This window comes from Kordiimonas aquimaris (assembly GCF_025574485.1).
GTDB lineage: Bacteria > Pseudomonadota > Alphaproteobacteria > Sphingomonadales > Kordiimonadaceae > Kordiimonas > Kordiimonas aquimaris.
Map to the genome: position 1 here is coordinate 22,070 of NZ_JAOBPO010000003.1, position 17,698 is coordinate 39,767.

The 17,698-nt window shown below is 43.0% G+C and carries 18 protein-coding genes; 15 read left to right on the forward strand and 3 right to left on the reverse strand.

What is annotated here, in order from left to right:
* Positions 1–5 precede the first annotated feature (5 nt).
* Entirely contained in the window at positions 6–791 is a 786-nt protein-coding gene (gene flgG, locus OEU88_RS09810; RefSeq protein WP_262694989.1) for a flagellar basal-body rod protein FlgG, read from the reverse strand.
* A gap of 32 nt (positions 792–823) precedes the next feature.
* Positions 824–1,570, reverse strand: a complete 747-nt coding sequence (locus tag OEU88_RS09815; protein ID WP_262694990.1) for a flagellar hook basal-body protein — start codon at positions 1,568–1,570, stop codon at positions 824–826.
* A gap of 389 nt (positions 1,571–1,959) precedes the next feature.
* Here OEU88_RS09815 and OEU88_RS09820 point away from each other — a divergent pair, with 389 nt between their 5' ends.
* The 15 genes from OEU88_RS09820 to OEU88_RS09890 all read left to right on the forward strand — a co-directional run bounded on the left by OEU88_RS09820 (position 1,960) and on the right by OEU88_RS09890 (position 17,046).
* Positions 1,960–2,532 carry a flagellar basal body-associated FliL family protein gene (locus OEU88_RS09820; RefSeq protein WP_262694991.1) on the forward strand — a complete coding sequence of 191 codons (573 nt, stop codon included), beginning with the start codon at positions 1,960–1,962 and terminating at the stop codon, positions 2,530–2,532.
* A 46-nt stretch (positions 2,533–2,578) separates the two neighbouring features.
* Positions 2,579–3,742 (forward strand): flagellar motor switch protein FliM, encoded by a 1,164-nt coding sequence (fliM, locus tag OEU88_RS09825; protein ID WP_262694992.1) that lies wholly within the window; start codon positions 2,579–2,581, stop codon positions 3,740–3,742.
* Positions 3,742–4,161 carry a DUF6468 domain-containing protein gene (locus OEU88_RS09830; protein WP_262694993.1) on the forward strand — a complete coding sequence of 140 codons (420 nt, stop codon included), beginning with the start codon at positions 3,742–3,744 and terminating at the stop codon, positions 4,159–4,161. Before fliM ends, OEU88_RS09830 begins: the two co-directional genes overlap by 1 nt.
* 31 nt (positions 4,162–4,192) lie before the next feature.
* Positions 4,193–4,870, forward strand: coding sequence for a MotE family protein (locus OEU88_RS09835; RefSeq protein WP_262694994.1), 678 nt, complete (start codon positions 4,193–4,195; stop codon positions 4,868–4,870).
* Positions 4,871–4,906: 36 nt separating this feature from the next.
* Entirely contained in the window at positions 4,907–5,557 is a 651-nt protein-coding gene (locus OEU88_RS09840) for a protein phosphatase CheZ (RefSeq protein WP_262694995.1), read from the forward strand.
* Positions 5,558–5,583: 26 nt separating this feature from the next.
* Positions 5,584–6,258, forward strand: coding sequence for a hypothetical protein (locus tag OEU88_RS09845; RefSeq protein WP_262694996.1), 675 nt, complete (start codon positions 5,584–5,586; stop codon positions 6,256–6,258).
* Positions 6,258–6,986: an OmpA/MotB family protein gene (locus OEU88_RS09850; RefSeq protein WP_262694997.1), complete on the forward strand. Its 729-nt coding sequence runs from the start codon at positions 6,258–6,260 to the stop codon at positions 6,984–6,986. The genes OEU88_RS09845 and OEU88_RS09850 overlap by 1 nt, the downstream gene beginning before the upstream one ends.
* Positions 6,976–10,182 (forward strand): tetratricopeptide repeat protein, encoded by a 3,207-nt coding sequence (locus tag OEU88_RS09855; RefSeq protein ID WP_262694998.1) that lies wholly within the window; start codon positions 6,976–6,978, stop codon positions 10,180–10,182. The genes OEU88_RS09850 and OEU88_RS09855 overlap by 11 nt, the downstream gene beginning before the upstream one ends.
* Before the next feature lie 335 nt (positions 10,183–10,517).
* Positions 10,518–10,793 carry a BufA1 family periplasmic bufferin-type metallophore gene (locus OEU88_RS09860; protein ID WP_262694999.1) on the forward strand — a complete coding sequence of 92 codons (276 nt, stop codon included), beginning with the start codon at positions 10,518–10,520 and terminating at the stop codon, positions 10,791–10,793.
* Between the two features lie 28 nt (positions 10,794–10,821).
* Positions 10,822–11,706, forward strand: coding sequence for an MNIO family bufferin maturase (gene bufB / locus OEU88_RS09865; RefSeq protein WP_262695000.1), 885 nt, complete (start codon positions 10,822–10,824; stop codon positions 11,704–11,706).
* Complete coding sequence (locus OEU88_RS09870; RefSeq protein WP_262695001.1) at positions 11,693–12,418, forward strand: HvfC/BufC N-terminal domain-containing protein; 726 nt, start codon at positions 11,693–11,695, stop codon at positions 12,416–12,418. The genes bufB and OEU88_RS09870 overlap by 14 nt, the downstream gene beginning before the upstream one ends.
* 41 nt (positions 12,419–12,459) lie before the next feature.
* Entirely contained in the window at positions 12,460–13,128 is a 669-nt protein-coding gene (locus OEU88_RS09875; protein ID WP_262695002.1) for a DoxX family protein, read from the forward strand.
* Positions 13,129–13,257: 129 nt separating this feature from the next.
* Positions 13,258–13,749: an Lrp/AsnC family transcriptional regulator gene (locus OEU88_RS09880; protein ID WP_262695003.1), complete on the forward strand. Its 492-nt coding sequence runs from the start codon at positions 13,258–13,260 to the stop codon at positions 13,747–13,749.
* 3 nt (positions 13,750–13,752) lie between these two features.
* A complete protein-coding gene (pepN, locus tag OEU88_RS09885) occupies positions 13,753–16,404 on the forward strand; it encodes an aminopeptidase N (protein WP_262695004.1) in 2,652 nt (883 codons plus the stop codon).
* 240 nt (positions 16,405–16,644) lie between these two features.
* A complete protein-coding gene (locus tag OEU88_RS09890) occupies positions 16,645–17,046 on the forward strand; it encodes a helix-turn-helix domain-containing protein (protein WP_262695005.1) in 402 nt (133 codons plus the stop codon).
* Positions 17,047–17,127: 81 nt separating this feature from the next.
* On the opposite strand, the gene OEU88_RS09895 is transcribed toward OEU88_RS09890, so the two are convergent.
* A partial coding sequence (locus OEU88_RS09895) for a PEP-CTERM sorting domain-containing protein (protein WP_262695006.1) occupies positions 17,128–17,698 on the reverse strand: 571 nt, incomplete at its 5' end.

Below are 17,698 nucleotides of genomic sequence, written 5' to 3' on the forward strand. Positions count from 1 at the left end.
CCTTATTAGCGAAGGTTACCAGCAGCTTGAAGCATCTCATCAGCTGTCTGAATTACTTGTGAGTTCAGTTCATATGCCCGCTGTGCAGAGATCATTGCTGTAATCTCGGACACTGCATTAACATTTGATTGCTCGAGGAAGCCCTGAAGAACTGTACCAAAACCTGGTTGACCCGGTGTGCTCACAACAGGTGCACCTGATGCTTGGCTTTCAAGGAACAAACTGCCGCCTATTGCTTCCAGACCAACTTCATTGGCAAAGGTGACGAGGTTGATTGTACCGGCAACGGTTGGTACCGTTGCGCCGTCTTCTTGATATTCAACCTGGCCTTGTTCATTGATTGTTACATCGGTAGCAGTGTTTGGAATGACGATAGCAGGCTGCACAACATACCCTTGCGGCGTTACAAGTTGCCCGGTTGGGTCAATTTGAAAAGAGCCTGCGCGGGTGAAAGCATCCTGTCCGTCAGGTAATTGGATGTTAAAGAAGCCACGACCATTCACTGCTAGATCGAATGTATTTGCCGTATTTTGAAGGCTACCTTGGTCAGTGATGCGGTAGACACCTGCAGCACGAACACCTACACCAACTTGAATGCCGCTGGGAACAACCGTACCTGCATCTGATGAATTTGCACCGACACGTTCAACATTCTGATAAAGCAAATCCTGAAATTCTGCTCGTTGGCGCTTAAAACCTGTTGTATTCAAGTTGGCCACATTATTTGATATAACTTCAATATTAAGTTGCTGGGCCAACATACCTGTGGCTGCAGTACTGAGTGCTTTCATAGTCTTATCCTTTCATCATTCACGCTAGGCGGTTATTGAACACGGCCTAGACGACGAAGTGCGTCTTCTCTCATGTCTTCATAATCTTTGGATTGAGTACTTGCTGCTTGGTAAGCGCGACTGACATCAATCATCTCAACCATTGACTCGATGGCGTTAACGTTTGAGCTTTCGTATGCTTTTTGGAGAACGGTTACATCGGTCAGTTCTTCAACTTCACGTGGAGCCTGATCCGTTTCGTAAAGTGATGTGCCGCGGCGCTTAAGCGATTGTTCATTGGCAAAGGTTGCCAATCCCAGTTTTGCTTTTTCACCATTATTGGTGGAGATGGTGCCATCTTTGGCAATATCGTAATTTATATCATCATCATCGAAACGGATTTCTTGACCGCTGTCGTCTAAGACACGTTCTCCGTTAAGTGTTGTTAGATATTGCTCTGCATCAATACGCATACGCCCATTTCGGGTGTATACTGTTTCACCATCAGACCCTTTAACCGTCAGGTACGCACGGCCTTGTATGAAAACATCAAGCGGATTTCCGCTATGAACGGGAGCGCCTATATCCAGATTTCTCACGACGCCATGGTCAAGAACATAAGCGATTTTGCCACCGCTGGTTCCTGCTGCGCCCGGAGCATCAACGAGATGCTGCCTGAAAACGACACGCTCTTTATTAAATGCTGTTGTAGACATGTTTGCAACGTTGTGTGCAACCACATCCAAGCGTCTCTTCAACGCTGATTTATAAGCCAAACCGACAAAAAGTGCGGTATCCATTTTTCTCTCCTGCTTTTGCAGACAATCCGATTAACCCGGATTTGTTACCCATTAAAAAGCAGAAAGCGTGCCAACAATTAAAGTCTATGTAATTCAGCATGTTGGACTGATTTCATATTATATTTTGTTTTGAAATGAATAAAAATGCCGACCAAAAATTTCCCGCGCTGGGCAAATATGATCAGCTTGGCAATTATTTGCCTGATCGCGTTAAAATAGTCCGATAATTCCGTAAAACTTCACGCCTTGTTAACCATATTTAACTAATTTTCAAATTGTACGGAAGGTTTTGAACACTCTTTATAAATGTAGTGATTGATTTTTGAGACTTATTTTAATTTGTTTCCAACATAAATGCATGTTGAGTGTTCTATAAGGAAAGCGGATTTATGGCAGAGGATCTTGGAGAAACGCTTGGTGAAGCGGAACTGGTTGAAGGGCTTGAAAAGAAGCGCTTCAGCGGAAAAACGCTTGTTGTCGTAGCAGGTGGTGCGCTTGTTGGATTGCTTGCACTGCTTGGTGTTTCGATGCTTTTTGGCGGTGATGACGCTGAAATGCCTGCTGAAGATCAGGAAATTGAAAGGTTGGCGCAAGAAGCTGCAGATCGTCGTGACCAAGCTCAGTTAGAGCAAGATCGTTCAAACGAAGACCTTGAGCTCTTGTTTGTTGAGCTGGAAGAACAGCGTTTCAATTTAAATACGGGTGGCCAGGGCAATAGTTTTCTGGCGGCCAAGATTGTTCTTGAGGTAGACCGTGAAAGTTACCGTGCTGATATTGAAACAAAAATGCCACGTATTCTTGATGAGTTTAATACATATATGCGTGAGCTAAGGCCTGAAGACCTGGACGGTGCTGCAGGTATTTTTCGATTGAAGGAAGAACTTCTAATGCGGATTAACCAAGCGGTTGCACCTACTCGTGTAAAGGATGTTTTGTTTCAGCAGTTTCTGGTGCAGGGCTAGGGTTTTGTTTCAAACAAATATGACTAATTAGACAAAGGATCTGCCAATGGCGGACGACGAAGAACCAGTTGATGAAGAAGCGATGCTTGCTGAATGGGAAGCGATGGCTGGTGAAGGTGAAAATGAAGACGAGAATTCTTCTGACGATGACAATGAAGAAATGGCCGCCGAATGGGAAGCCATGGCTGGTGATTCTGAAGAAGAAGATGAGGATGGTCCAACATCTGGCCGTGTTCTAGATCAAACCGAAATTGATAGTTTACTTGGTTTTGACGGCGACGGTGATGCAGGCGAGACAACGGGCATTCATGCGCTAATAAATAGCGCTTTGGTTTCATACGAACGGCTGCCAATGTTAGATATCGTTTTTGACCGTATGGTTAGAATGATGTCTACATCTCTTCGTAATTTTACATCGGATAATATTGAAGTTTCGCTAGATAACATTACTTCAGTACGTTTTGGAGATTATCTAAATTCAATTCCTCTCCCTGCCATGCTTGGTGTTTTTCGCGCTGAAGAATGGGATAACTATGGATTGATGACCATCGATTCTAGCCTGATTTACTCAATTGTTGATGTTCTACTTGGCGGGCGCCGTGGTACGGCAGCAATGCGGATTGAAGGGCGCCCGTATACAACTATTGAACAAACGCTTGTCGAGCGCATGATTTCAGTAATTCTGAAAGATATGTGTGGCGCATTCGAGCCGTTAAGCCCTGTAAACTTTACTTTTGACAGGCTGGAAACAAACCCGCGTTTCGCGACAATTGCTCGCCCACCTAATGCCGCGGTTCTTATCAAGTTACGTGTAGATATGGAAGATCGTGGCGGTCGTTGTGAGATTTTGTTCCCATACGCAACCCTCGAACCTGTGCGTGAATTGTTGTTACAGCGCTTTATGGGCGAAAAATTCGGTCGGGATACGATTTGGGAAACCCATTTGGCAACCGAATTATGGCGCGCTGACGTCGACCTTATGGCGGTTATGGATGAAACGACAATGTCACTAGGTGATGTGATGAACTTGCAGGTTGGACAAACCGTTATGTTTAATAAAACACCAACAGACGAAGTTGTTCTTAAATGCGGTGATGTTCCAATGGTAAGTGGGGCGCTTGGCCGTGCAGGGCAGCACGTAGCTGTTATGGTGCGTAACACCGCAGACAGACTAAATTTAGGAGACGATAGCATGTTGGGGAGCAGCTAATGGGACCCATGTCTTCGATAATTATTGATGGTGTACTCGCGTTTTTATTGCTGGCTGTGATTATTGTGTGTCTTGTTGTTTACCGTCGACTTGGCACAATCAAAAGTGGCCAGGCTGAGCTGCGTGAGCTTGTAGGGCAACTGAATACTGCAGTAGTGGAAGCGCAGCGAAGTGTTGCATCTCTTAAGCAATCAGCTGCCGAAGTTGAAGTTAAGCTGCAAGAACAAACGCGTAAAGCCACCATAATAACTGATGAACTTAGCCTGATTACTGAAGCAGGTAATAACCTTGCGGATCGTATTGAGTTTGGCCTTACAAATAATAATGACAAAGATCAACGCGGTAAAACGGCAAAAGACACTAAATCTTCCAAGAAACAACAACGAGACATTTTAGCGGCGCTTCGCGAAGCACGCTAGCGCACTTAAATAGAAGGTAGGGACTGATCATATGGTTAAATCTTTTGGCATGCGTTTGCGTTTATTCCCAATAGTTGTAGCGACAGCAGTATTGGCTCTTAGCGTTCGTGTAATTGATATTTATACAGGCTTTGAACTTCTTAATACGCCTGTTCAAGCGCAGGATCAGGACTCTAGTGACGAAACGCAGAACGAAGCAGCGCAAGATGCTAGTGACAATGCTATTGAAGAGCCGAATAATACAATTCCGGAAAATAGGTCTCCGATCATTGTTGGATTACCTGATAATGAAGAAATGGAACTTATTACGCAATTACGACAGCGCCGCGTTGAATTGGAAACGCGTGAAACGCAAATCGATATTCAAGAGAGATTGCTTGAAAGTACTGAAAAACGGATCAATGAAAAAATTGGTCAACTTGAGCAACTTGAAGAACGCATAAAAAGCCACCTAAGACTTTTTGAAGAGAAAGAAACCGAGCAATTACAAAGTATTGTTCGGATTTATGAAACTATGAAGCCAAAGGAAGCAGCGCCGCGTTTTGAAGCCTTAGCACTTCAAACACAATTGGATTTGGTGCAGTTGATGAACCCGCGCAGAGTTGCATCTCTGATGGAAAAAATGACACCTCAAAAAGCTTCAATCTTAACTACTGAACTTGCAACGAAAGCTCAGCCACCTGGTATTAACGACATAGCAAGTAATTAAGCGGTACGAATTCAGGTTAGGCTCAGGAGTGATAATATGGCGAAACAGGCAACAGTAATTGATTTAGATGAACGTGTAGAAGCGTTGCGCAAGGAAAGAGGGGATGCTGTTCCCGTCGGCGAAATCGCCAATATCGTAGGCGCTCTTGTAGAGGGAACTACTCAAGGTGATGACTTGGGGAAAATTTCATCCGAATTGCAGGAATTATTAGTTTTTATAGGCGCTGCTAAATCTGAACTTATTGATATGCAGCCAAAATCATTGTCGCACCGTGATATTCCTGATGCGGGCGAGCAATTGGACGCCATTGTGGATTCAACGGAAGAGGCGGCTTCATCCATTCTTGACGCTGCTGAAGGTATCAGCGCCATTGCAGAGACTATTGAGGGAGAGGCCAGCGAAAAACTTGAGGTTATTTCGACTAACCTTTTTCAAGCATCTAGTTTTCAGGATTTAACAGGCCAACGTGTAACCAAGGTCACTCGCACGCTTAATCAACTTGAAGAAAGGTTAAGCGCTTTAGCTGAAGCTATTGGTGACGACTTTGTTGCTCCTCCTGAAGAGGAAATTGAAGTTGATTTCGACGGCGTAGCAGTAAACAGCGATGATTTACTTCATGGACCCCAGCTTGAAGGTGAAGGTAACAGCCAGGCTGAAATTGACGCTATTTTGGCTAGTTTTGACTGATTTCACTGAAAAGCAGTATGTAAACAATGTATATTGAAGAGCAAACAAATCGTAAGGTTTTTGGAAGCGACAGCACTCTCGGGCTTTTTGTCGCTTTGTATCTTATTTTGCTCGCGTTCTTCATTATTCTTACATCTGTTTCGCAACAGTCTGTCGATAAAGCGTCGGCAGCTATGGATAGCGTCAATACAGTTTTTAATGAAAGCAGAGGGGATATAGAGCCGGATAGTTACCTATCAGATTTAGCTTTGGCCTCTGCGGATCCTGTCCTTGTTGCTATCCAATCATCCTTTGTTTCTGAGTTTGACATTCCTGGCGAATTTGATGTTTCGGACGGCTATATTTATCAGGTTCAATTACCTGTTACATATCTATATGAGCCAGGGTCATATTTAGTGCGTGCATCAATCCATCCTGTTATCGATCAAATATTGCAGTCTTTGAAAGATGCACCCTACGGCAGTAGGCAACAGATGGTTCTTCTATTTGGTAAAGGCTTAGGAACAACAGACAGAGAGTTAACGCGAACGCAACAGATTGCTGTTCGTAGGGCAGGATCATTTGCACGCTATGTGGAGGAAAGAAGCCTTCGCGACTTTGCTTCTGGTTTTGCACAGATAGCAGAAGATGAAGTGATGATTATTTTTCGCCATCAGCCATCAGGTTATAGTGTAGACCCTATTTTTGCGGGGCGTAATTAATGCAACGCAGTTCCTTTAAAAAAATTGGCCAAGCGAAATCAAATGAGGGCTGGATGCTCACATTTGCCGACTTGTTGTCGTTGTTACTTACGTTTTTTGTATTGGTGTTTTCAATGAGCACAATACAAGCTGGAAGTTGGGGTGATGTTGTTGAAACAATGCGTGGTCAGTTTAATGCTGCACGATCTGCGGTCACGCCAAAACAATACGATGTAGAGGAAACTATTGCACGAACCGGATTGCGGGGTCTTAATTTGAATTATCTTCGTGCAATAGTAGAAACCAGCGTCGCCAGAAATAGCAACCTTCAAGGAGCGACGGTTACTCGTGATGATGGCCGGGTAATTATATCTATCCCGGCTAAGGGTTTATTCAATAACAAAGATAGTTTGCTTAAAGATGGGGCGGTTGACGCAGTTAAAGAGCTGGCCGGCTCTTTCGTCCAAATCAAAAATAGATTGAGTATCGCTACACACACAAACGATCAGCCTGTTGTTAATGGCAAATTCCGCTCCAATTGGGAGCTTTCAATTACCCGTGCACAACTGGTTGCAGGCATTTTTGCTGATGCTGGCTACTATCAATCGATAACTGTTGTTGGCCATGGTGACAGTAAATTTACGCGGGTAGGTTCGAGAGCAACAATTGAAGAACTCGAACAACAGGAACGTATTGATTTTGTGTTAGTGAATGAAGGCGTTGAAAGAGGACCGTTTGATGTTTTCTAGGTCTCTAAATATTATCAAATATAGTTTGGTCTTTGTTTGGCTCCATACACTTGCTTTTGTTGCCTTGGCTCAGCCGTCAAATAATGAATTGACCTTACAAGCTGCACAACAGTCAAACTATAGCCGCCTTGTTATTGATATTCCTGCTACGTCAAATTATTCGGTTAACTTGAGTGGTCGTACCTTGACAATAAATGTTGATGGAACATTTGCTGTTGATACGAGTGCATTAACAGCTGCCTCACTTGTGCAAGTGGGTCGCGCTGCCGTATCACAATCAAATGGAAATACGTCACTTTCTTTCGATGTGTTACCGGGCGTAAACCCGAGAGACTTTCGCTCAAGTGATTATGTGATTGTTGATGTTTATGGAGGGGATCAAAACGTTACACTTGATCGTTCAGTTCGACAGTTATTAACACAGCCAGCTACTTCTACCAATCAAGGCCTTGCGCCAACCACAGGTGCATCCAGTAATGAGGAAAGTCAAACAGTGGCGCCGACAGGCGAGGCCGCCGCAGACCCTGTAAATACGGAATCTTCTGAAGAAACAGGCCCGACCAACCCTTTGCCGGTTCAAACTGTTGTTGGCTCAGCCAATAGAGATGCTGACACTGAACCACAGAGTAACGGTGAACCTGCGACGGACGATCCGATAGTTGATGCTGCGAATTCAGACAGTGATGATGAACCGCTTGCCGATGAAACAGCACAGACGGATATGGAACCATTAATTGCCGCACAACAAGACACAACGACTGACGTTGATGAAAGTTTACGCGAGAATGTTAGCGCCATTGAAATCGGTAACATGGAGGCAGTGGATGATGGCACGAATACTGTCGATGTCAGAACAGAAGCTTTAGAGGACAGCATTAAAGTCAGTTTCAACTTACCGAGTGAGGCTTCAGCCGCAGTATTTGAGCGCGGCGGTGTACTCTGGGCTGTCTTTGACAAACCATTTGCACTTGACCCAACAGGTTTTCAGGAAGGGGGAAGGGAGGTTTCCCGGAGGATAAGGCGTGTTGAACAACGGCCACATGAAGATGCACTCATTCTGCGTATGAACATTCGTGATAACCAGAACTTTATTGTCGAACGAGAAGTGTCTACTTGGCATCTTTACCTAAAAGATACACCCGCGAAGCCTCGTTTTCCGCTAAGACCAACACGACGTGAAGACGAAGTACAGGGGCAGCAAATATTCATTCAAGCGTCTGATGTGGGACGTAGGATCGAATTTGAAGATCCTGATATTGGCGATTTGCTCGTCGTATTACCTGTTTTGCGTCAAAGCACTGGTATGGCGCAGAAATACAATTATGCCGCCGCTGAACTGCTTGAAACCTCTCAAGGAATAGCTGTTAGCCCACTTTCGGACAATGTTGTGGTTGAACGATTCCGGGATGGTGTGGCTATTCGCGCAACAGGAAATAACCTGTTGTCTGCATCCCGTTTATCACGATCAACAGGCATTGGCAGTGACTTGAATGGCGGCTTTTCCAGGCTAATAGACTTTGAAACATGGCGCATTGGTGAAAGCTGGGAATACAGAAAAAACAAATCTCGATTGTTATATGAGCTTTCGCTAGCAGATATCGAAAATGCTAACGATGTCCGATGGAAATTAGCACGATACTATCTTGCCCATGGCCGTGCGGCAGAGGCAATTGGTGTTTTAACGATGATGTTAAGGCAAGACGAATTGCTTACGCAAAATAGTGAATTTAGGGCTGTTCGCGGTGTTGCTAACTTTAAACAAGGGCGGTTAAGTGAAGCAGCGTCAGATCTCGCCGTTCCAGAATTAGCTGCAGAACAAGATGCTGAATTGTGGCGTGCAATGGTAGCTGAAGCACGAGGGCAGAATGAACAAGCATTAGAGTTTTATCGTCGCGGCAAAGATGTGATGGGTACATATGATGAGTATGACCGGGCGGAATTACAATTAGCGGTCATTCGCGCATCAATTGAGACAAACAACCTGGAGCTAGCGCAGCAAGAACTTGACCTAATGAACGGCCTGACGTTAACCGAAGCACAACTCTCAGAAACTGTATACCAGAGTGCGCGCATTGCAGAAATGCAAGGCCAGCTTGATGAAGCTCTAACACAGTATGATGATCTTACTGAATCGCCAGAAAGATGGATATCCGCTCGTGCGCGATATTCACGGGTTAAATTTGGCCTTAAAAATGGCGATATCAGTCCTGATGTTGCGATCGATCAACTGGAAAGATTGCGATATGCTTGGCGAGGCGATCGTTTTGAAAGTCTACTTTTAAATGATCTCGCTGAGTTGTACTTCGAGACATCACAATTTGAATCTGGGCTGGAAACATTACGCCAAGGTGTGTCCTATTACCCTGATATTGCACGTGACATGCGAATGTCTATACGCATGGGTGAAGTCTTTCGTTCATTATTTCTAAATGGTAGGGCCGATGAGTTAACACCAATTGGTGCAATTAGTCTGTTTTATAAATTCCGCGAATTGACACCTCTAGGCAGCGACGGTGACCTGATGATTAGAAGGTTAGCTGACCGTTTAGTGTCTGTCGATCTGCTGGATAGAGCCGCGGAGCTGCTACAGTATCAAGTGCAAGCACGTACTGAAGGTGCCGCACGCGCTCAAATCGCGGCGAACCTGGCGAAAATTTATATTTTGGGAAGAGAACCCCAACGCGCTTTAGAAACATTGCGGGCAACCCGTGAACCAAGGTTGCCACAAGATATTCTGGCGGATAGGCGTCATGTTGAAGCAAGAGCTCTAATAGAGTTGGAAAGTTACGAAGAAGCCGAAGTGTTGATTGAAGATGACCAAAGCGCTGATGCTGAGGTATTGCGTGCTGATGCTTATTGGGGCGGTAAAGACTGGACAAGGTTAAGCAGTACAATTCGAAAGCTTCTAGGTGATGGATGGCGCCGAAATCAAGCGTTAACGGGTTTGCAACGGTTGAATTTGATCAGATTGTCAATTGCAATGAGTTTTACTGAAGACCGAGCAGGGCTTATTGAGTTGCGGCGTAGGTATGGAAATCAAATGCGTGATGGTGATTTTGCTCTCGCTTTTGAGTTGCTCACAAATGATCAAGAGCTTAGCGGCCGTGAACTTGGTGCGATTGCTACTCAGATTGCCAGCGTTGAAAAATTACAGACTTTTATGCGTGATTATAGGAATGATTTTACCGGTCGTTGATCTCAAACCGGAAAGCATGATCTATAAAAATGACAAGAGTTGTTATGATTTTCATCACGTGTATGTCAAATCATTAGTCTTTTTTACATGCACTGTATTTATCGTGAGCTATAAATTCTTTATCGTAAAAAATATTTATAATTAACATATTGTTTTATATAGTATATTTTATAGTAAAGCCTGACTCACATACTCGTGATGCTTATATCATTTCTCATTTCATTTGATAGCTGTAATATTAGGTGCATGACGGATTACCGTCTAAAGAACGAGGGCGGCATTGCTCGAACACAGTGTACGCCACGAGGTTTAGAATTATCGTGAAGGACTTAAAAATGAAATTCAATCGTATCGCAAAAACTGCTGTTGCAACTACTGGTGCTGTTGCTTTCGCTATGACTGTAGCTGCTGGTACAGCAACTGCTGCTGACAAAAAAGTTAAAAAAGAGAAATGCTACGGTGTTGTTGCTAAAGGCATGAACGACTGTGGTACTTCAACTCACAGCTGTGCAGGTCAAGCTAAAACTGACAACCACGCTGAAGAGTGGCTATATGTTGCAAAAGGTCTTTGTGACCGCATTGCTGGTGGTTCAACTACACCTAAAGCATAATTATTTTTCGAGCCTTGGACATGATGACATGACAGATATAAAATCATTAAATCCGCCCGAGGCTCGTTTTCCTATCGGTGTTGGGCTTAAGTCTCAGCACTATATGGATGTTCTAGAAGGTCAGCCAGAGCTGGCCTTTTTTGAAGTTCATGCTGAAAATTATATGATGCAAGGCGGCAATCATATACGCTTTCTTGAGGCTATCGCTGAAAAGTATTGCTTGTCCGTTCATGGCGTCGGCATGTCTTTAGGGTCTGCTGAAGGTGTTGATAAAACGCACTTGGCAAAGTTTAAAGAAGTTGTTGATCGTTATAATCCATGGCTGGTTTCAGAGCACTTGGCTTGGTCTGTTCATGGTGGCCATTACCTGAATGATTTATTACCATTACCTTTGAATGCGACAACGCTCGCAGTTGTATCTGAAAATATTGATATTGTGCAGGATGCGATAGGTAGGCAGATTTTTGTTGAAAATCCATCTACCTATGTGTCTTTCAACACTACGGACATTCCTGAGCCACATTTCTTAAACTCCCTTGCGAAAAAAACGGGTTGCGGTGTGCTATTAGATGTTAACAACATATATGTGTCTGCAAAAAACAATAATATTGATGCGCATGCATACCTTGATGAAATTGCTGGTGAGCATGTCGGTGAAATCCATTTGGCGGGGCATACCGTTAAGGAAGTAGGCGGTTCTGAAGTGCGGATCGATGATCATGGAAGCCATGTCGTGGATGATGTTTGGTCTTTGTATCAAGCGGCAATAATCAAGTTTGGACCGCGTCCTTCACTTCTTGAATGGGATACTAACATCCCTTCGTTTGATGTTTTGATGACAGAAGCGAAGAAAGCAGAAGCTATCATGATGAATGACTCCAGTGATGAGGAAATTCGTTATGGAGCGGCATGAGTACCATGCATTTCAGGATGCTTTTAAGAATGCAGTTTTGACTGGAGAAGTTGAAACAGCCTTTTCTGCTAGTTTGCTTGAGACTAGCGGTGTTCCTGTAGAACAGCGTTTGCAAATACATTTTAATAATTTTCGTGAAACACTCTCGAATAGCTTGTCAGGTATATTTCCTGCACTAGTAGCATTCGTTGGGGATGCTTTTGTTAAGGGAGCTTTGAAAGAGTTCTGTGCCGCATATCCACCCGAAGAGGCTTCATTGTCTGGTTACGGTGAGCGGTTTTCGCAATTCTTATCAGATCATCAGGTTAGCGAACAACTACCGTATATAGCTGATATAGTTCGATTGGAATGGGCGCTGCATTCATTGCAACAGATCAATGAACTTGTATATGAAATTGGTGACGAGCGCGATAGATACGTTGTTAGTAACAATGTGCAATTTGTCAAAAGTACATTTCCGCTTATGAGTTTATGGTCGGTTGCGACTAGACAACTACCTCCTGAAGCTGTGCACCTGGAACAAGGCGGACAAACGGTTGTAGCATTATTACGTGACGGTGAGATTGCATTGATTGGCCTTGATAAGGCAGAGGCAGTATTACTTGAGCAAGTTGAAGACCTGGGGGTCATTAATACGGAATCATTAAATACTGAAGATAAAGATATTTTATTGATGCTGCAGCAAAAGAAAATTCTGGTGAAACAGTTATAGAGTTTTGAATTTACTGTTTCTCCATAAATAGAGGAATTACAATGAGTATTGTGAACACAGTCAAAGGCGTTTTTGAACGACTTGAAAATACTTTAAGCGTTAAGGACGCTGTTTCATTATTTTTACGTATGTGGATTGCAAAGATATTTTACCAATCTGGTAGAACAAAAGCTTCTGCGGTTGATAATGATCCATTGATCGAACTTGATGATGCTTTGGAAACTTTAAAAGAAATTTCCCCGGATGATGCAACATTTCAGGTTTTTAAAAACGTAGTGGTTTCGGATGAAGGCTATTACATCTCTGAACTTACAGAATTTGCTGACACTTTATTGCCAGACTCAGGAATGACGCAAAAAATTGAGCAAGCATTTGCCCCAGGTTTTGGTGCTGATATTTCTGCGTTTTTGTCACCTAGCGAGAATGCAGCATTGCTTTTTGAAGACGAATATCAGGTACCTTTGCTTGATCCAGAACTTGCCGCTCAATTGGCATTGTACGGCGAAACATTCTTGCCGATTATGCTTATGCTTGGTTTAGGTGCACGTTTTGGAGCATTTGGATTGCTGATTATGACGGCTGTTATTCAAATTGTTTACCCTGGCTCTTTTGCCGATCACATTGTTTGGGCTGCCGCATTAATTGGTGTTCTATATTTGGGTGCTGGCAAAGTATCATTAGATAATTTGCTTTTTCAGCGTAGCAAATAAGATAAAAGTTATGACTTATCTTTGAAAGTTTTAGCCGGGTTCATTTGAGCTCGGCTTTTTCTTTTATTTATATAAAAATCTGCTAATAAATATCATCAAATTGGTTTTTAATACCATTAAGGATAGGCTATGGATGACATTGATCGTAAAATTCTTAATTTGCTGCAAAAAGATGCTACTTTAAGCACAGCTGAAATTGCTGAAATCGTTGGCTTATCGACGACACCTTGCTGGCGACGAATCCAGATTTTAGAGCAGGAAGGCTATATCACGCGGCGAGTTGCACTTGTCGATCGCAATAAAATTAATGTGCCACTTGATGTCTTTGTTGCGATCCGCACCAATGAACATAGCTTTGAATGGCTGGATGAATTTGCACGCATTGTTTGTGAATTCCCTGAGGTTGTAGAGTTATACCGTATGAGCGGCGAGATTGATTATTTAATGCGCGTAGTTGTTCCAGATATGGCAGCTTATGATACCTTTTATAAAAAGCTTATCAAGAAAGTGCAGTTAACTGATGTCAGTTCTTCTTTTGCTATGGAACGCATAAAATATACAACGGCTTTGCCGCTTGATTACGCAATAGATGAAGGACGGCAGCGTCGCAAAAGGAATTAGTTCATGGATGCATCATCAATGATGGCTTCTCCGAAACAAGAAATTAAGCTGGCGGATTATCAACCGCCGGCTTTCTTTATTGATAATATAACGCTGACTTTTAAAATCTATGGTGACTATGTAGATGTTCACGCAAAGTCTTTTATTAAACGAAATGGTAATAACACTAATGCGTTAGCACTTGATGGTAGTCCATATATGGAGCTACTCAACCTTTCCATTGACGGTGAGGCAGTAGATAAAGCTTTATATACTCTGGGTGGCGCTAATTTAACCATTAATGACGTGCCTGACGAATTTATCATTGATATTACTACCCGTTTGAAGCCTGCAGAGAATAGCCGACTAGAAGGACTATATGCATCAGGTGGTAACTTGTGCACACAATGTGAAGCCGAAGGTTTTCGCCATATTACCTATTATATTGATCGGCCTGATGTGTTGGCTGTTTACTCGGTTAGAATTGAAGCTGATAAAGATGAGTATCCGGTTTTGTTGTCTAATGGTGATAACACTGAAAATGGCATACTTGATAATAATCGCCACTATGCGTGCTGGAATGACCCTTATCCAAAGCCATCGTATCTATTTGCACTAGTCGCTGGAAAGCTATCGGCTTACAGCGATAGGTACGTTACCAAAAGTGGCAGAGAAGTGGCTCTTAATATTTATGTTCGTGAGCCGGATTTAGATAAATGTGACTATGCAATGCAGTCCCTCAAACGCTCGATGAAGTGGGACGAGGACGAATATGGACTGGAATATGACCTCGGCACATATAACATTGTTGCTGTTTCAGATTTTAATATGGGAGCAATGGAAAACAAGGGACTCAACGTATTCAATACAAAGTATGTCCTAGCTAATCAGCAAACTGCAACAGACACCGACTTTGATAATGTTGAGGGCGTTATTGGCCATGAATATTTCCATAATTGGACAGGTAATCGCGTAACGTGCCGTGATTGGTTTCAGTTGAGCCTGAAAGAGGGGCTTACCGTTTTCAGAGATCAGGAATTCTCTAGCGATATGACATCACGTGCCGTTAAGCGTATTGCAGATGTTCGCGTATTGAGAATGATACAATTTCCAGAAGATGCAGGCCCATTAGCACACCCAATTCGTCCTGAAAGTTATGTGGAAATAAATAACTTTTATACCGCAACCGTTTACAATAAAGGCGCTGAAGTTATTCGAATGATACAGGCGCTACTTGGGAAAAAGGCTTTTAATACGGCTGTTAGGCAATATTTAACCGAGTTTGATGGACAAGCAGCCACATGCGCTGATTTTGTTGATGTTATGGAAAGGGTTGGTCAAAAAGACCTAACGCAATTTCGCCGTTGGTATAGTCAGGCAGGAACTCCATCAATTGATGTATCTCGGAAGCGCGATGGTAATGATGTTATATTGAAAGTGTCACAGTCTTGTATGGCAACACCTGGTCAATCATCAAAAGCACCGTTTCATATTCCTTTTATGGTTGGTTGGATTGACAAAGCGGGTGAGGCAATTTTTCCTGATGTAAGTGAAAAAGTGAATTGGACTGAAAATGGATGCTTGTTAGATGTAACAGCGCAGGAACAGGAATTTAAGTTTTATAATGTACCAGAAGACTGTGTACCTAGCCTGCATCGGGGTTTTTCGGCTCCAGTCACCCTTACTTCGGATATTAGTGATGAAGAAAAAGCATTTCTAGTGTCGCATGACAGTGATGCATATGCGCGCTGGCAAGCTATTCAGGAATTAGCATCGTCATATATTCTGAATATTGTTGAAGGTGAAATGTCAATTGTTGATGAACAATACCAGCTTATTGCAAGTGCATTTTCGACAATTCTTCAGCAAGAGAATATCGATTTGTCTTTTATGGCTGAGCTTTTAACACTGCCAACGGAGGTTTATCTTGGCCAGCTACAGGATACGTTACAGCCTGATGCCATATACGATGCAAGAGAAAGTTTGCTAGGTAAACTAGCTAACGATAATGAGCAATCGATAAACAATTTATTTGCTATGTTTAAGAGCCAAACGGCTGGTCAAACACAAAGTGCAAAAGGCGCGCGCCGCCTTTGTAGTGTTTTACTTTCCTATATGATTAGGGGCAAATCAGAAGCCAGAGATAGCGCAAAAGAGGAAATTCTCAGCCAATTTTACAAAGCAAGTACAATGACTGAGCAACTAAGCGCGCTAATGCTGATTAGTGATAGTGATTATGTAGAGCGTGAGGACGTTCTGAAGCATTTTTACGAGCAATGGCAGACTGATGATTTGGTTATCGATAAATGGTTTGCTGTTCAAGCGCAAAGTAAGCGGCTTGACACTTTGGATACGGTTAAACATTTAATGTGTCATGAGGCTTTCAGTTATCAAAACCCTAATAGAATTAGATCGTTGGTATCTAGTTTTACTATGATGAATCAAGTTCGATTTCATTCTGCCGATGGAGCAGGGTATAGCATGCTCTCAAATGTTATTAAAAAACTTGATAAAATTAACCCACAAACAGCAGCGCGAATGGTTGCTCCATTATGTCGCTGGCAGCGATTAGACAGCATACGGCAAACACTAATGATTGATAGTTTAAAAGAGCTACTTAATGTTGAAAATTTAAGTGATGATGTAAGGGAATTGGTTCAGAAATCTTTGCAATAATAGGGTTTAGTTTAGAAGTTAAACTACTAAATGATCATTTATGTTAAATTTCTACCTGCGAGAAAAATACAACTGTAGCGGAAATAAAAAAATTCTGCTAAAGTAGGTTTTGCTCGAGGGGGTAATGCTCTTCTCTTTGATATTATCTATGCAAAGAGAATGTAGTAGAATTGTAACAGATATTATTCTGGATGTTTTACTGCAGTTTTTAGGGGGCGTTTAAGACCGAAGAGGAATAAAATGATAGATGGTCCAGATCCAATAGACATTCATGTTGGTCAACGCGTGCGAGCGCGGCGAAAAATGCTTGGTTTGTCCCAGACGCAACTAGGACAAGAATTAGGCGTGACTTTCCAACAAGTACAAAAGTATGAACGAGGAACAAATAGAATTGGCTCAAGCCGATTGTTTCGAATGTCTTCAACGCTTGATGTACCGGTTGCTTACTTTTTTGAAGGTGCTGAAACCAAATTACCAGGTTATGACTCCATAGAAGATATTGTGGGGGACGGTGTTTTTGATCGCGAAGAAACACAAGAATTGGTTGATGCTTATTATCGTATTGCCGATCCGCGTATTCGTAAAAAGGTGCTAGGTTTAGCGCGTTTGCTTTCATCAGGTGTTGATGAATACGGAATGTAATTAAAACCATTTTGTTAGATACTAAAAAGGCACTCAAATTGAGTGCCTTTTATTTTTTTGCATGCTTTAAAGAGTATAGCCCTATTTAGAGTTAAGTGCCTTTTTGCGCCGGCGTTGACGTGCTGCAACGAATGCCAAGCCTGGAGCCAGTAAGAACAAACTAGATGGTTCAGGTACTGTCGCAATCAGTCGGATAAGCGCTGTATCAGAACTCGTCAGGTTAATATCGCCTGGCAAGAACAGGCTACCGCCAGTGACAAAGTCAAAGAAGCGATCATCTCCGATGCTGCCATCATAACGGACTTCCAAGGTAACATTGTAGCCACCTGTTGTTCCAAAAGGTGTACCGTTACCAGTGTTGACGAGTAATGTTTCACCAGTGCCTATGATGTCGCCATCAAAAATCCAAACAAGCTCAAAAGCTGAAGTATCCACCAGGTTACAAAATGCTTCGGTTTCAAAAGATGAACCACATCCATCTAGTGTGAAAGATTCGCCCAAAGGTAGCACATCATATATCCCGGCTTCTGCAGCGAGAACCGGTTGAGGTTCAGGTGCTGGATCAGGCGCAGGCGCAGGCGCTGGATCGGGAGCAGGTGCTGGATCAGGATCGGGAGCAGGTGCTGGATCAGGATCGGGAGCAGGTGCTGGA

Bases quoted from the DNA above. Each gene is read 5' to 3' on its own strand.
- flgG (WP_262694989.1), bottom strand. From the start codon at position 791: ATGAAAGCACTCAGTACTGCAGCCACAGGTATGTTGGCCCAGCAACTT.
- OEU88_RS09815 (WP_262694990.1), bottom strand. From the start codon at position 1,570: ATGGATACCGCACTTTTTGTCGGTTTGGCTTATAAATCAGCGTTGAAG.
- OEU88_RS09820 (WP_262694991.1), top strand. From the start codon at position 1,960: ATGGCAGAGGATCTTGGAGAAACGCTTGGTGAAGCGGAACTGGTTGAA.
- fliM (WP_262694992.1), top strand. From the start codon at position 2,579: ATGGCGGACGACGAAGAACCAGTTGATGAAGAAGCGATGCTTGCTGAA.
- OEU88_RS09830 (WP_262694993.1), top strand. From the start codon at position 3,742: ATGGGACCCATGTCTTCGATAATTATTGATGGTGTACTCGCGTTTTTA.
- OEU88_RS09835 (WP_262694994.1), top strand. From the start codon at position 4,193: ATGGTTAAATCTTTTGGCATGCGTTTGCGTTTATTCCCAATAGTTGTA.
- OEU88_RS09840 (WP_262694995.1), top strand. From the start codon at position 4,907: ATGGCGAAACAGGCAACAGTAATTGATTTAGATGAACGTGTAGAAGCG.
- OEU88_RS09845 (WP_262694996.1), top strand. From the start codon at position 5,584: ATGTATATTGAAGAGCAAACAAATCGTAAGGTTTTTGGAAGCGACAGC.
- OEU88_RS09850 (WP_262694997.1), top strand. From the start codon at position 6,258: ATGCAACGCAGTTCCTTTAAAAAAATTGGCCAAGCGAAATCAAATGAG.
- OEU88_RS09855 (WP_262694998.1), top strand. From the start codon at position 6,976: ATGTTTTCTAGGTCTCTAAATATTATCAAATATAGTTTGGTCTTTGTT.
- OEU88_RS09860 (WP_262694999.1), top strand. From the start codon at position 10,518: ATGAAATTCAATCGTATCGCAAAAACTGCTGTTGCAACTACTGGTGCT.
- bufB (WP_262695000.1), top strand. From the start codon at position 10,822: ATGACAGATATAAAATCATTAAATCCGCCCGAGGCTCGTTTTCCTATC.
- OEU88_RS09870 (WP_262695001.1), top strand. From the start codon at position 11,693: ATGGAGCGGCATGAGTACCATGCATTTCAGGATGCTTTTAAGAATGCA.
- OEU88_RS09875 (WP_262695002.1), top strand. From the start codon at position 12,460: ATGAGTATTGTGAACACAGTCAAAGGCGTTTTTGAACGACTTGAAAAT.
- OEU88_RS09880 (WP_262695003.1), top strand. From the start codon at position 13,258: ATGGATGACATTGATCGTAAAATTCTTAATTTGCTGCAAAAAGATGCT.
- pepN (WP_262695004.1), top strand. From the start codon at position 13,753: ATGGATGCATCATCAATGATGGCTTCTCCGAAACAAGAAATTAAGCTG.
- OEU88_RS09890 (WP_262695005.1), top strand. From the start codon at position 16,645: ATGATAGATGGTCCAGATCCAATAGACATTCATGTTGGTCAACGCGTG.